The sequence below is a fragment of the Kineosporia sp. R_H_3 genome, assembly GCF_002198675.1.
GTDB lineage: Bacteria > Actinomycetota > Actinomycetes > Actinomycetales > Kineosporiaceae > R-H-3.
Genome location: NZ_MWLL01000251.1, coordinates 1 through 13,200, shown reverse-complemented (window position 1 = coordinate 13,200; position 13,200 = coordinate 1). Strand labels below are relative to the sequence as shown.

The 13,200-nt window shown below is 75.2% G+C and carries 12 protein-coding genes; 8 read left to right on the top strand and 4 right to left on the bottom strand.

The genetic code is table 11. The features are described from left to right. From ECOMGDLI_RS35670 to ECOMGDLI_RS32060, 4 genes are all read right to left on the bottom strand, one after another. A partial coding sequence (locus ECOMGDLI_RS35670; protein WP_198955374.1) for a multicopper oxidase domain-containing protein occupies window positions 1-676 on the bottom strand: 676 nt, incomplete at its 3' end. Window positions 677-983: 307 nt separating this feature from the next. After that, complete coding sequence (locus ECOMGDLI_RS32070) at window positions 984-1,817, bottom strand: bifunctional 2-polyprenyl-6-hydroxyphenol methylase/3-demethylubiquinol 3-O-methyltransferase UbiG (protein WP_088320880.1); 834 nt, start codon at window positions 1,815-1,817, stop codon at window positions 984-986. A gap of 58 nt (window positions 1,818-1,875) precedes the next feature. Next, the gene (locus ECOMGDLI_RS32065) at window positions 1,876-3,483 is read right to left on the bottom strand and encodes a methyl-accepting chemotaxis protein (RefSeq protein WP_088320879.1); all 1,608 of its coding nucleotides are present in this window, start codon (window positions 3,481-3,483) and stop codon (window positions 1,876-1,878) included. A 136-nt stretch (window positions 3,484-3,619) separates the two neighbouring features. Further along, window positions 3,620-4,549: a cation diffusion facilitator family transporter gene (locus ECOMGDLI_RS32060; protein WP_198955373.1), complete on the bottom strand. Its 930-nt coding sequence runs from the start codon at window positions 4,547-4,549 to the stop codon at window positions 3,620-3,622. Window positions 4,550-4,784: 235 nt separating this feature from the next. Between ECOMGDLI_RS32060 and ECOMGDLI_RS32055 the strand changes: the two genes are divergently transcribed. From ECOMGDLI_RS32055 to ECOMGDLI_RS35090, 8 genes are all read left to right on the top strand, one after another. Then, window positions 4,785-6,518: an ATP-binding protein gene (locus ECOMGDLI_RS32055; protein WP_088320878.1), complete on the top strand. Its 1,734-nt coding sequence runs from the start codon at window positions 4,785-4,787 to the stop codon at window positions 6,516-6,518. 103 nt (window positions 6,519-6,621) lie between these two features. Next, on the top strand, window positions 6,622-7,239 hold the full coding sequence (locus ECOMGDLI_RS32050; RefSeq protein WP_088320877.1) for an AAA family ATPase: 618 nt from the start codon (window positions 6,622-6,624) through the stop codon (window positions 7,237-7,239). Window positions 7,240-7,332: 93 nt separating this feature from the next. Further along, window positions 7,333-8,376 carry an NAD(P)-dependent alcohol dehydrogenase gene (locus ECOMGDLI_RS32045; protein WP_088320876.1) on the top strand — a complete coding sequence of 348 codons (1,044 nt, stop codon included), beginning with the start codon at window positions 7,333-7,335 and terminating at the stop codon, window positions 8,374-8,376. A 109-nt stretch (window positions 8,377-8,485) separates the two neighbouring features. After that, the gene (gene trxA / locus ECOMGDLI_RS32040; protein WP_088320875.1) at window positions 8,486-8,860 is read left to right on the top strand and encodes a thioredoxin; all 375 of its coding nucleotides are present in this window, start codon (window positions 8,486-8,488) and stop codon (window positions 8,858-8,860) included. A gap of 127 nt (window positions 8,861-8,987) precedes the next feature. Then, window positions 8,988-9,860, top strand: coding sequence for an intradiol ring-cleavage dioxygenase (locus tag ECOMGDLI_RS32035; protein WP_088320874.1), 873 nt, complete (start codon window positions 8,988-8,990; stop codon window positions 9,858-9,860). A 64-nt stretch (window positions 9,861-9,924) separates the two neighbouring features. After that, complete coding sequence (locus tag ECOMGDLI_RS32030; RefSeq protein ID WP_088320873.1) at window positions 9,925-11,628, top strand: alkaline phosphatase D family protein; 1,704 nt, start codon at window positions 9,925-9,927, stop codon at window positions 11,626-11,628. A 75-nt stretch (window positions 11,629-11,703) separates the two neighbouring features. Further along, a complete protein-coding gene (locus ECOMGDLI_RS32025; protein WP_088320872.1) occupies window positions 11,704-12,636 on the top strand; it encodes an oxygenase MpaB family protein in 933 nt (310 codons plus the stop codon). Between the two features lie 312 nt (window positions 12,637-12,948). Next, window positions 12,949-13,200: hypothetical protein (locus ECOMGDLI_RS35090; protein ID WP_198955372.1), on the top strand; the 252-nt coding region annotated here is incomplete at its 3' end.

Below are 13,200 nucleotides of genomic sequence, written 5' to 3'. Positions count from 1 at the left end.
CCCCGAAGTCCTGCCGGTCCAACCCCCACGGGTTCTCGTCGAGCCGGTTGCGGAAGCGGATGACGACCGGCTTGCCGTACTCGGCGTTGACCATCGGCCCGGGGAACGTGCCGTTGAAGCCGTAGATCGTGCTCTGCGGCAGGGTGCGGACGGTGCCCGCGGGGTAGGAGGTGCCGTTGGAGTCGAACGAGACCGTGGGCTTGCCGCCCGAGTCGATCGGCAGCACCTTCGAGGAGGTGAACGAGTGGCCGCGCACGAGCAGGTCGAACTCGTAGACGATCGGCTCGGTGCCGGGCGTCGCGCCGGGGGTCTCGTCGCACCAGATCTGGTGCGTGGTGTCCGGCGACGAGGACTGCTTGTCCTTGCGCGGGGACTCGGCCCACGACTTCCACGTGGAGGCCGGCGTCGGCTTGGCCGCCTTCGGGATCGCCAGCGCGTCCTTGAACGGCTCGAGGATCAGCGGGCTCGTCGGGAAGTTCTCGATGTAGACCGAGTCCGACCATGCGACCGCGGCCGCCTCGAAGAGACCGTTCCGGTTGAGCCAGCCCTTGTCCGCGAGGTCGGGGGTGGCGATGATCTTCGCCGCAGCCATCCCGGTCGCGGCCGTCCCCGCCGCGCCGAGTCTGAGCATCGTGCGCCGGGAGACCCGGCCGTGGTTCGTCGACACGTCCGTCATGACGTTCGCCCCTCTGAAACCGCCGGCGCGCCCGCACCGACGTACTCCCGCGCGGCCGGCCGGCCACGCGTCGCCCATTGGTCTCTAAGATCCTTGGGGCGAGGGGTGCCTGGGCAGCCCCGATCGGGGGAGACGGGTACGCCGAGTTGAAGGGGAGTCGATCCGTTACGGAGAGCGACAAACCGCAGGTCGCACCGCATGGAGGATGCAACCGCTAGACCGTTCGGTTGACCCCGACCCCCCTGTTTGAGGGGGTCGCGGTCGTCGTCCCGGACGATGTGCGGCGAGACGTTTCAGGTTTCTCGTTTCAGGCTTTCGTGGCCTGCAGCGTGTAGGTCATCGGGAGCCGCCAGCGCCGGTCCGTGAGCCGGAACTCGCCCAGGTCGTCGACGGTGGTCCGGCCGGGGACGGTGTCCCAGGGGGCGCTGTAGTGCTCGACGAGCATCGTCAGCGCGAGGCCGTGCCGATGCAGCGCCGTGACGATCTCCCCGAGCCCGTGGTTCCACTCGTGGGTGACGTTCCGGGTGAATGTGCGGTCGGTCTGCACGTACGTGCCGCCCTCGTCCCAGACGACCGGCTCGTCGCGCTCGAAGTACGGGTGCTCGACGACGAGCAGCCCGTCCGGGCGGGTCTCGTCGATGCTCCAGAGCATCGGGTGGCCCTCGCGAAGGAAGAGCCGCCCGCCGGGGCGCAGCAGGCCGGCGACCACACCCGCCCAGCGGTCGATGTCCGGCAGCCAGCACAGCGCGCCGATGCCGGTGAACACCAGGTCAAACCTGTTGCCGCCCAGCGCATCCACTGCGTCGTACACGTCGGCCTGGACGAACGGGACGTCGAGCCCGAGACCGGCGGCGAAGCCGCGGGCCTGCTCGACCGCGGCCGCGCTGAAGTCGAGGCCGGTGACGCGGGCGCCGAGCCGGGCCAGCGAGACGGTGTCGGTGCCGATGTGGCACTGCAGGTGCACGACGTCGAGACCGGCGACGTCGCCGAGCCGGGGCAGGTCGAACCGGACGACGCCGCTGAGGAAGGCCGGGTCGCCGGCGAACCGGTCGAGGGCGTAGTCGGGCGACTCGGCGTGGGCGGGCACCCGCTCGTCCCAGCTCGCACGGTTGAGGTCGAAGGACTCGCTGCGGTCGGTCACGCGCCCACTCTGTCAGGACCGTAGCGGTTCTGCCGCACGGGTTTACGGGTGCACCCGTTCACGGGGCGGCGCCGTCGAACCGGAACGCCGACACCAGGTCGCGGACGTCCCCGGCGAGCTGGGCGAGGTCGGCCGCGGAGCGCTGCGTCGACGCCGCACCGCGGGACGTCGACCCGGCGACGTCCGCGACCCCGGCGATGGTCTCGGCGATCGTGCCGGAACCCGCCGCGACGTCGGAGACGCTGCGGCTGATCTCGGCGGTCGTCGCGGACTGCTCCTCGACGGCCGCGGCGATCGTCGCCTGGATGTCGCTGATCTCGCCGACGACGTCGGTGATCTCGGCGATCGACCGGGTCGCGGTGCTCGTCGTGACCTGGATCGCCTCGATCTTGCCGGCGATGTCCTCGGTGGCGCGGGCGGTCGCCTGCGCGAGGTCCTTGACCTCGCTCGCGACGACCGCGAAGCCCTTGCCGGCCTCGCCCGCCCGGGCCGCCTCGATCGTCGCGTTGAGCGCGAGAAGGTTGGTCTGCTCGGCGATGGCCGTGATGGTCCGCAGGATCTCGCCGATCTCGGTGCTCGCCTGGCCGAGCCGCTCGACGGCCCCGCTCGTCTCGCCCGCCGTCCGCACCGCCCCGCTCGCGACGTCCGCGGCCTGCGAGGCGTTGTGCGCGATCTCCCGGATCGACGCGCTCATCTCCTCGGTCGCGGCGGACATCGCCCCGACGCCGCCGGAGACCTCCCCGGCCGATGCACTGACCTGCTCGGCGCGTTCGAAGGCGACGCTCGCGTTCTCCTCGAGCTCGCCGGCCACGCCGGTCAGCTCCTGGGCGGCCGACGCCAGTGTCGTCGAGGCGTCGTCGAGGGCACGCATCGTGCCGCGGACCCCCTCGAGAGCCTCGGCGAGGGCGCGGCCCATGGCGCCGATCTCGTCCCGGTGCGCGGTGTCCACGACGACGGTGAGGTCGCGGCCCGCGACGGCGCGCAGCGCCGAGACCATCCTCGACACCGGCACGGTGATCGACCGGGCGATCCACAGCGTCGCCGCGGCCATCGCGAGCACCCCGACGACGAGAGCGACGACGACGACCTGGCGCAGCCGGGCCAGCCGGTGGGCGAGGTCGGCCGACGCCGCCGCCGAGGCGGCGGACACCTGCTCCTGGACCGCGTTCGCGGCCCGGTCCACCGCGGCGACCCGGGCGTCGTCGTCGACGAGGGCCGACGGCGCCGCCGGTGAGGCGGGGCCGAGCTCCGCGAGCCGTGGCATCGCCGTCGCCGCCGCGTCGAGGTAGCTCGCCATCGCGTTGCGGTAGGCGGTCGTCGACCGCGCGAGGTCGGCCGGCAGGTCCTTCTCCATCGCCGCGATCTCCGCGTCGATCCGCGTGACCGTCCCGCGGGCCTCCTCCTGACCGGCGACCGCCTCGGCCTGCGCCTGCTGGGTCTGCGCGAGCAGGGCCGAGCGGGTCGCGGTCTGCGAGGCGCCGTGCTCGACGTCCGCCGCGACGACGAGGACGTGCAGGTGGTCCATCCGCTCGACGGTGGCGGCCGCCGCCGACACGGCGGCGGCCTCGACGAAGGCGGCGACGCCGATCGTCAGGGCGACGGACACCCCGACCACGCCGAGCACGGTGAGCCGCCAGCGGATCGGCAGGGCGCGGACGTCGGGCACGGGCGGACCTCCCGGTGCGTGCTCGCGACCGGTGGGGCGTCCCGGCCGTCGGCAGGAGGCAGGACACGGCCTGCTCCCGTCCTGGTGATCGGTGCGGGCGGCGGGCGGCTGAAGGGGTCGTGCGGGTGAGTCGGCGCTACCGCCGGCCCGGCACGGCGGGCGTGCCCGCGGGCTCGAGGTGGGTCGTGACGTCGAGGTCCTCCAGCGCCGCTCCCAGCGTCGCCTCGACCTCGTCGGCGAGGTCGTGGGCCCGGGCGACCGTCCAGCCGCCGGGGACGAGGATCTTCAGGGAGACGAACCGGTGCCGACCGGAGACCCGGCTGCGGACGTCGGCGAAGTCGACCTCGGGGGAGCGCAGGCCGTCGAGCGCGGCGGTCACCCGGGCGAGGTCCTCGGGCGGCAGCGCGGCGTCGAGCAGGGACACCACGGACTCGGAGACGAGGCGGTAGCCGGTGACCAGGATGTTCACCGCGACGAGGGCCGCGATGACCGGGTCCAGCCGCTGCCAGCCCGTGAGCGCGACGACCAGGACGCCCGCGATGACGCCGACCGACGTCCAGACGTCGGTGAGCAGGTGCTTGCCGTCCGCGCTGAGCGTCACCGACCGGTGCCGGCGGCCGGCCCGGACCAGGAGCACGCCGACGACGCCGTTGAGCACCGAGGCGACCGTCGAGATGGCGAGCCCCGGCCCGACGCTCTCCAGCGGCTGCGGGTCGAGGAACCGCTGCACCGCCGTCACGAGGATGACCCCGGCGGCGACGAAGATCATGACGCCCTCGGCGCCGGCCGAGAAGTACTCCGCCTTCCCGTGCCCGAAGTGGTGGTTGTCGTCGGCGGGGCGGGCCGCGACCCGCAGGGCGGCGAGGGCGATGACGGCGGCGACGAGGTTGACGCCCGACTCGGCGGCGTCCGACAGGAGTCCGACGGAGCCGGTGAGCAGGTAGGCCCCGGTCTTCAGGGCGATCGTCGTCACCGCGACGGCGATCGACAGGTACGCGTAGCGCGCCAGGTCGGGCGAGGCGCCCTCGCGCTCGGCCCCGACGCGCGGGAACTGGATCGGCTTCACGGCGCACCAGCCTGTCAGAGGGCAGCGGCATGCCCGCCGCGGAGGTCCCGGGTCACGACGAGTGGTGACGTCAGGTGGTTGAGCGATGACACCAGGGAATCATGGTGACTCGGTTGACAGCGCCTGTCACAACTGGTGATGTATGGGCGGTTATCCGATCACCAATGGTAGTCGTTTGATATTGCAGAGTGACATCGACTGCTGAAACCGTCGGGCCCCGGGAGGGCTAGCAGCTGTGGAAGCACGCACCGCGTCCCACGACGTCGCAGGACCCGTCAGGTCGGCCGGGCCGGGTATCGGGGCGAAGATCTCGGTCGTCGTCGCGGGGCTGCTGGTCCTGCTCGTCGTCGCGGTCCTGCTCCTGCTCCAGCAGGTCGCGGCGACCTCGGCGGCCTACGGGCGCCTCGTCGCGGACGAGGTCGCGGACGCGCGGCTGGCGCAGGAGGTGCGGCTCGCCCACGAGGAGCAGGGCCGGGCCTGGCAGGACCTCCTCCTGGCCGCCGACCCGCAGGCGCTCACCGCCCGGACGGCGACCCTGCGGGCCCGTGCGGCGCGCGCCGACGCGCTCGCGGCGTCCCTCGCCGGGCGGGTCGAGGACCCGCTCGCCCGGGCGGACCTCGAGGCCGCCCGGGCCGCGCGCGCCGAGCTCGTGCAGGCCTACGACCGCGAGCTCGTGGTGCTCGTGCGGACCGCGGCGCGCGACGTGCGTGCGGCCGACGAGGCCGATGCCGCCGTCCGCGGCCCCGACGTCCGGGCCGCCGAGCGGCTGGCCGCCGGGACCGCCCGGCTGGAGACCGTCGTCGGCGAGCGGATCGCCGCCCGGGACGCCGCCGTGGCCCGGCAGCGCCAGCTCGTCGTCCTGCTCGGAGGCGTCGGGGTGGTGGCGCTGCTGCTGCTCCTGGTCGTCTTCGTCGTCCGGGTCGTGCGTCCGATCCGGACCGTCACGGCCGCCGCGGTCGAGATCGCCCGGGAACGGCTGCCCGAGGCGGTCCGGCGGATCGCCGCGAGCGAGGACGGCGACCCGCCGCCGGTGCTCGAGCCCGTCACCGTCGCGACCGGCGACGAGCTCGCGGACCTCGCGGCCGCCCTCACCGGGCTGCAGGACGCCGCCGTCGGGCTCGCCGTCGAGCAGCACCGCCGGGAGCGGGAGTCCGCGGACATGCTGCTCAACCTCGGGCGCCGCAACCAGGCGCTGCTCACGCGCGTGCAGGCCCACGTGACCGATCTCGAGCGCGTCACCCAGGACCCCGCCGTCATGGCCGCGGCCTTCCGCATCGACCGGTCGACGGCGCGGGTGCGTCGCAACGCGGCGAGCATCCTCGTCCTCGCCGGCGCTCCGCCGGCGCCGTCCCGGGCGCAGCCGGTGCCGCTGACCGAGGTCGTCCGGGCCGCGCTCGCCGAGATCGAGGAGGGCGTCCGCGTCGAGCTGCACCACCTCGAGGAGGCCGCGGTCCCCGGCGCCGTCGCGCCCGACCTCGCGCATCTGCTCGCCGAGCTCCTCGAGAACGCGACGACCTTCTCCTCGCCCGTGAGCCGGGTCGTCGTCGGCGGCGTCCGGGTCCCCGAGGGCTACCGGCTGCGCGTCGTGGACCAGGGCATCGGGATGACCCGCGACGAGCTGGACCTCGCGAACTCCCGGATCCGCCGGGTCGGCGGGCAGGTCGGGGCCGCCCGGCTGCTCGGGCTGCACGTCGTCGGCCGGCTCGCGGCGCGGCACGACGTCGAGGTCGTCCTCGAGGCGTCGGCCGGCCACGGGATCACGGCCTCGGTCCTGGTCCCGCAGGCCTGCCTCGTGGCCGGCGGGACCAGCGGCGGACGGTCCGACGCGCAGTCGGGCACCCAGTCCGACACCCGGTCCGGCACCCGGTCCGGCACCCGGTCCGACACCCGGTCCGACGGGCAGTCGGTCGTTCTCGACGTCACCGCGTGGGACGGTGCCGGCGACGGCGAGGCGAGGCGCCGCTCCTGACGGCCCGCGCCCCGGTCGGGGCGGAACGGACGGAACGGCCGGAACCCCGCGGCCCGCGGGGCGTTGGACAGGGTGTCCGAGCCTTCCAGCCGAGGGGGGAGCGATGCCCGCGCTGCTCGACCGGTCCGGCCCTGCGCCGCCGGCGCCGCGGCGCCCCGCCGGGGCGCCGGACCTCGTCGTCGTCGGCGGGGTCCCCGGCGCCGGGAAGACGACGGTGCTCGCCCGCGTCGCGGCCCGTCGGGACGGCGTCCTCGTCGTCGACCCGGAGGGGCACCGGGCGCGGTTCGCCGCGACGCTCGGGCGCCTGCTGCCCTACCGGGCCTACCGTCCGCTCGTGCACACCCTGCACGCCGTGACGGTTCTGGGCCTGGTCGCCGCCGGGCCGCGGGCGCTGCGGGCGCGGGCGCTCGTCGTCCACGAGCCGGCGACGCGGCCGCGCCGCAACGCCCTCGTCGTCCGGTTGGCGCGCGCCCGGGGCTGGCGCCCCGCCCTCGTCTACGTGGACGCCGGCCGGGCGCAGGCGCTCGCCGGCCAGCACGCCCGGGGCCGGGTGCTCGACCCGGGATCGTTCGACGGGCACTGGGAGCGCTGGTCCGAGCAGCGCGACCGCTACGTGTCCGCCGACCGGCGCGGCACCGCCCTCGACGGCTGGGACCGGGTCCGGGTCGTGCGCCGGGAGGACGCCGAAGCGCGGCTTCGCGCGCTGCTCGCCGGGCGGTAGCGGGTTACGCTCGCCGGAGTCCACCGTGCGAGAGCACGGGCCCGAGGCCGACGGCGTCCTCGCTCACCGACCGCCACCGTTCCAGGAGCCCCCGTGCTGACCGTCAAGGCCATCGCCGCGCCCAGCGCCACCGAACCCCTCGTCCCGACGACCGTCGAGCGCCGTGACCTCGGCCCGCACGACGTCCTCATCGCCATCCACTACGCCGGGATCTGCCACTCCGACATCCACACCGCGCGCGGGGAGTGGGGCCCGGTCACCTGGCCGATCGTCGTCGGCCACGAGATCGCCGGCGTCGTCGCCGAGGTCGGCCCCGCGGTGACCCGGCACGCCGTGGGCGACCGGGTCGGCGTCGGCTGCATGGTCGACTCGTGCCGCGAGTGCGACAACTGCCGGCGCGGCCTCGAGCAGTACTGCTCCCAGGGGAACATCGGCACCTACGGCAGCGTCGGCCGCGACGGTCGGCCCACCGCCGGCGGCTACTCGACGCACATCGTCGTCACCGAGGACTTCGTGCTGCGGATCCCCGAGGGGCTCGCGCTCGACGTCGCCGCCCCGCTCCTGTGCGCCGGCGTGACGCTGTACTCCCCGCTGAGCCACTGGGGCGCCGGCCCCGGCAAGAAGGTCGCGATCGTCGGCCTCGGCGGCCTCGGTCACATGGGCGTCAAGATCGCGCACGCGATGGGTGCCGAGGTGACCGTGCTGTCGCAGTCGCTCAAGAAGCGCGAGGACGGTCTGCGCCTCGGGGCGGACCACTACTACGCGACGAGCGACCCCGCGACGTTCGAGAGCCTCGCCGGCACGTTCGACCTCATCGTCAACACGGTGTCCGCGAACCTCCAGATGGACGCCTACCTCGGGCTGCTCGCCGTCGACGGGACGCTCGTCGAGGTGGGTGCACCCGAGCACCCGATGCCCGTCTCCGCGTTCGCCCTCATCCCCGCCCGGCGCAGCCTCGCGGGCTCGATGATCGGCGGCATCCCCGAGACCCAGGCGATGCTCGACTTCTGCGCCGAGCACGGGCTCGGTGCGGACATCGAGGTCATCGCCGCCGACCGGGTCAACGAGGCGTGGGACCGGGTCGTCGCCAGCGACGTGCGCTACCGGTTCGTCATCGACGTGGCGACCCTGGCCTGAACCATGTGCCCGAACCCCCCTGGGAATATACCCAGGGGGGTATGGGTTCGGGTGGACGGAGCACCCGTCCCGGACCCGTCGGGTCCGCACCCGTGAGGAGAGCACGCGCATGGCGACCGTCGACCTGACCCAGGCCACCTTCGAGGAGACCGTGACCGGCGAGGGCATCGTCCTCGTCGACTTCTGGGCCGCGTGGTGCGGCCCGTGCCGGATGTTCGCCCCCGTCTTCGAGGCCGCGAGCGAGAAGCACGCGGACATCACCTTCGCCAAGGTCGACACCGAGGCCGAGCGCGTCCTGGCGGGGAGCCTGCAGATCAGCTCGATCCCCACGCTCATGGTGCTGCGCGACGGCGTCGTGCTCTACATGGAGCCCGGCGCGCTCCCCGCGCCCGCGCTCGAGCAGCTGGTCCAGGCCGCTCGCGACGTCGACATGGCGCAGGTGCGCCGTGACCTCGCCGCGCGCACGGAGCCCGCGGCCCGCTGACCGCGGCTCACAGCGGGCACCCAGGTGGTGCCCAGCGGAGCACCAGGGCTGCTCGCCTACGTTCGTCGTGCCCGGCCGCAGGACGGCCGGGCGTCCACCACGACGCACACGGAACGAGGGCCCACCGATGACCACGACCGACCCGCGCTGGACGGACGCGAACGGCCGCGAGATCGACGAGGAGGACCGCGGCCTCGTCTACGACGTGCAGACCCTCGTCGACCGGCGGCGCCTCCTCGGCCTCTTCGGCGGGGTGAGCGCCGCCGCCCTGCTCGCCGCCTGCGGATCCGCGTCGTCCGGGTCGACGGGCGGCGTGTCCTCGTCGGCCGCCACGTCGTCGGCGTCGTCCTCGTCGTCGTCCTCGTCGTCCGGCGACCTCACGGAGGTGCCGGACGAGACCGCCGGCCCGTACCCGGGTGACGGCTCGAACGGCGTGAACGTCCTCGACGACTCCGGCATCGTCCGCAAGGACATCACCTCGAGCTTCGGGTCCTCTACGACGAAGGCCGAGGGCGTCCCGCTCACGGTGCGGCTCACGGTGCGCGACACCGCCACCGGCGACGCGCTGACCGGCGCGGCCGTCTACGTGTGGCACTGCACGGCCGACGGCAACTACTCGCTCTACTCGCAGGGCTTCGAGAACGAGAACTTCCTGCGCGGCGTCCAGGAGGTCGACGCGAGCGGGACGGCGACGTTCACGACGGTCTTCCCGGGCTGCTACAGCGGACGCTGGCCGCACATCCACTTCGAGGTCTACGGCTCGGCGGACGACGCGACGACGTCGGGCCCGATCGTCAAGACCTCGCAGATCGCCCTGCCCGCCGAGGCCTGCAGCGCGGCCTACGCGACGGCCGGCTACGAGGCGAGCGTGGCCAACCTCGCGGGGACCAGCCTGGCCGCGGACAACGTCTTCGGCGAGGACGGCGGCATCCACCAGATCGCGTCGATGGCCGGCGACGCGGCGAGCGGGTTCACGGCCTCGCTGACGATCGGGGTCTGACGGCGGTGCAGGACCTCGTCGCCCGGACGGGCGCCGGGCCCGCGGTTCGTGTAGGACGGTCCTCGTGCCCGAGCTGACCGTCGGACCCGTCCTGCGCCACGTCGGGCCGACGCACGCGACGGTGTGGGTCGAGACGGACGCACCCTGCACCGTCGCCGTCGCCGGTCACGAGGCGCGCACGGTCACCGTCGAGGGCCACCACTACGCGCTCGTCGTCGTCCGCGGCCTGCAGCCCGGCTCGGTGACCGAGTACGACGTCCGGCTCGACGGCGTGACCGTCTGGCCGCGCCCCCGCGGCGGCGGCCCGACGTTCCCGCCGAGCCGGATCCGCGCCCTCGGGCACGGCGGCCCGGTCCGGGTCAGCTTCGGCTCCTGCCGGTACGCGACCCCGCGGGCCCTCACCGGTGCGGCGTCCTACGGCCCGGACTCGCTCGACGCGCTGGCGCACCGGCTCGCGGCCGCCGCCAGGTCCGGGGCGGACGACGTGTGGCCGGACCTGCTCCTCCTGCTCGGCGACCAGGTCTACGCCGACGAGACGACCGACGAGGTGCGGCGCCGGATCCGGGAGCGCCGGGGCGGCGACACCGAGCCGCGCGGCGAGGTCGCCGACTTCGAGGAGTACACCTGGCTGTACCGGGAGTCCTGGTGCGACGAGGAGGTGCGCTGGCTGCTGTCGACCGTCCCGACGGCGATGATCTTCGACGACCACGACGTCCACGACGACTGGAACACCTCCGGCGCGTGGCGCCGGGACGCCGCGCAGGAGCCGTGGTGGGCCGAGCGGATCGTCGCCGGGCTGTCGTCGTACTGGGTCTACCAGCACCTGGGCAACCTCTCGCCCGACGAGCTCGACGCGGACGCGACCTGGTGCGCCGTCCGCGACCTGCCGCCCGGGACGGACGCCGGGCCGCTGCTGCGGGCGCTCGCCCTGCGCGCGGACGCCGAGGCGGACGGCGCCAAGGGCTACCGGTGGTCGTTCCGGCGCGACCTCGGGCCGGTCCGGCTCGTCGTCCTCGACTCCCGCTGCGGCCGGATGCTCGACGGCGACCGGCGCTCGATGCTCAGCGACCCGGAGTGGGAGTGGGTCGGCCGCCAGCTCACCCTCGGGCCCGGGGACGGCGTCGAGCACGTGCTCGTCGGGACCTCTCTGCCGTGGCTGCTCGCACCGGCGCTGCACGACGTCGAGGCGTGGGACGAGCGGCTCGCGGCCGACCGGCGGCCGCGCCGGGCGGCGTTCGGCGAGCGGCTGCGCCGCGGCGCGGACCTCGAGCACTGGGCCGCCTTCGGGGAGTCGTTCGAGCGTCTCGCGGACCTGCTCCACGGGCTGGCCCGCGGTGCGCGCGGCCCGGCCCCGGCGACGGTCAGCGTGCTCTCCGGGGACGTGCACCACTCCTACGTCTGCCGGGCGCGCTGGCCGCAGGGGACCGGGCCGGCGCTGTCCGCCGTCCACCAGGTGACGTGCTCGCCGCTGCACAACCGGGTGCCGACCCCGATGCGGCTGGCGTTCCGGCTCGCCTGGAGCGGCGCCGCGCGGCGCACGGCCCGCGCGCTGCTCGGCGCCGTCGGCGGCGCGCCGCGGCCCTCGCTCGGCTGGGACCTCGTCGCCGGGCCGCACTTCGGCAACGCGCTCGCCACGCTCGTCCTCGCCGGCCGCCGGGCGAGCCTCGTCGTCGAGGGCACCACGCCGGCCCCGGACGGCGACCCGGGCGCCGGGCCCGGGATGCGGGTCCTCGCCGCGACGGACCTGTCCGTCGGCGGCACGGCCTGACCGGCCGGGCGTCCGACCGGGCGGTCCGCCCGGCCCCGTGTGGCGGACCGGCCCGCGGCCCGGCACCGTGGAGGCATGCCGGACCTGCGCTCCCTCGTCTCCGCGCCCCGTCGCGCCCTCTCGGCCTGGGTCGGTGCCGGGCTGCGCGGCATCGTCAGCGGTGACTCCACCGGGACGCCGCAGTGGGTCCTCGACATGAAGGACGGCGACGACGCGGGCTACTTCGGTCCGGGCTCGGCGGTCTGGGCGGTCCACGGCGACCTCGCGACCCTCGTCGGCGGGATCCGGGCGCTCCTCGTGCAGGCGCTGCACCCGGCGGCTATCGCCGGGGTGGACCAGCACTCGACCTACCGCGCGGACCCCTTGGCCCGGCTCGCCGGGACGACCCGCTGGCTCACGGTGACGACGTTCGGCTCCCGCGCCGCGGCGGACCGGGAGGCGGCCCGGGTCCGCGGGATGCACCGCAAGGTCCGCGGCACGTACGACGCGGGCGACGGCGAGCAGCGGCCGTACCGCGCCGACGAGGAGCGCCTCCTGCTCTGGGTGCACGCGGCCTTCACCGACTCCTTCCTCGCCACCCACGAGGCCTTCGCCGGTGGCATCCCCGGTGGGGCCGACGCCTACGTCGGGGAGTGGGCGACCGCCGCCGAGCTCGTCGGCGCGACCGCGCCGCCGCGCAGCCGGGCCGACCTCGACGCGTACATGGCCGACGTGGCGGGCAACCTCGCGGCGACCGAGGTGACCCGGCGCACGCTCGAGTTCCTCCGCCGGCCGCCGCTGCCCGTCGCCGCCCGGGCCGGGTACGCCGTCCTCCTCGCGGGGGCGGTCTCCACCCTGCGCCCGGAGCACCGCGAGCTGCTCGGGCTGCCAGACGGCGGGGTCCGGGTGCCGCGGGCCGCGACCGGCGCGCTCCTCACGACGCTGCGCACGCTCCTGTCCGACGGACCGCCCGCGGCCGGTGCCGCCCGTCGCCGGCTCGAGCGGCTCGAGGGCGCCACCAGCGCCTGACGGCTCCTGAAAGGGCCGCGGAGCCGCGACCCGTCCGGCCGTGACCCGTTCGGCCGCAACCCGTTCGGCCTCGGGCGGCCGGGCACCGTGGGTGCCCGGCCGGTGCCGTCCAGGCGCCGAGCGGGTGGTTCCCCGTGACCGTCGGCCATCCCGGGCACTGCGGCGTTGGTGCCTCCGGGCGACGCCTCCCCGGGACCGTGCAGCCCTGCGCCGCGGTGGCCGACAGGTCCTGGGTCGGGCGGACGACGGCGTCCCGCCTCGTCCGGCCGGCTCCGGACCGGGGGAGCCGACACGTCGTCAGGAGGCGCCGCGATGAGCGCGCAACCGCAGGGACGCACCACGAGCATCCGCCGCACCGCCCTCGTCGGACCGGTCGCGGTGCTGGGGGTCGCGGCCGCGCTCCTCGCCGCGGTCGCCGGGCCGGCCGGTGCGGCGCCGACGCTGTCGACGACGGTCCCGACGACCGCGCCGACGACGGCCCCGCCGCCGACGACCCCGCCCGTGCCCGGGACGACCGCCACGTCACCCGCGGCGCAGGGCTGCACGGTCCCGGGGAGGCGTCGC

What these genes read in the sequence shown, in the direction of transcription:
- ECOMGDLI_RS32050 (WP_088320877.1), top strand. Translation starts at nt 6,622, where the DNA reads ATGCCCGCGCTGCTCGACCGGTCCGGCCCTGCGCCGCCGGCGCCGCGG.
- trxA (WP_088320875.1), top strand. Translation starts at nt 8,486, where the DNA reads ATGGCGACCGTCGACCTGACCCAGGCCACCTTCGAGGAGACCGTGACC.
- ECOMGDLI_RS32035 (WP_088320874.1), top strand. Translation starts at nt 8,988, where the DNA reads ATGACCACGACCGACCCGCGCTGGACGGACGCGAACGGCCGCGAGATC.
- ECOMGDLI_RS32025 (WP_088320872.1), top strand. Translation starts at nt 11,704, where the DNA reads ATGCCGGACCTGCGCTCCCTCGTCTCCGCGCCCCGTCGCGCCCTCTCG.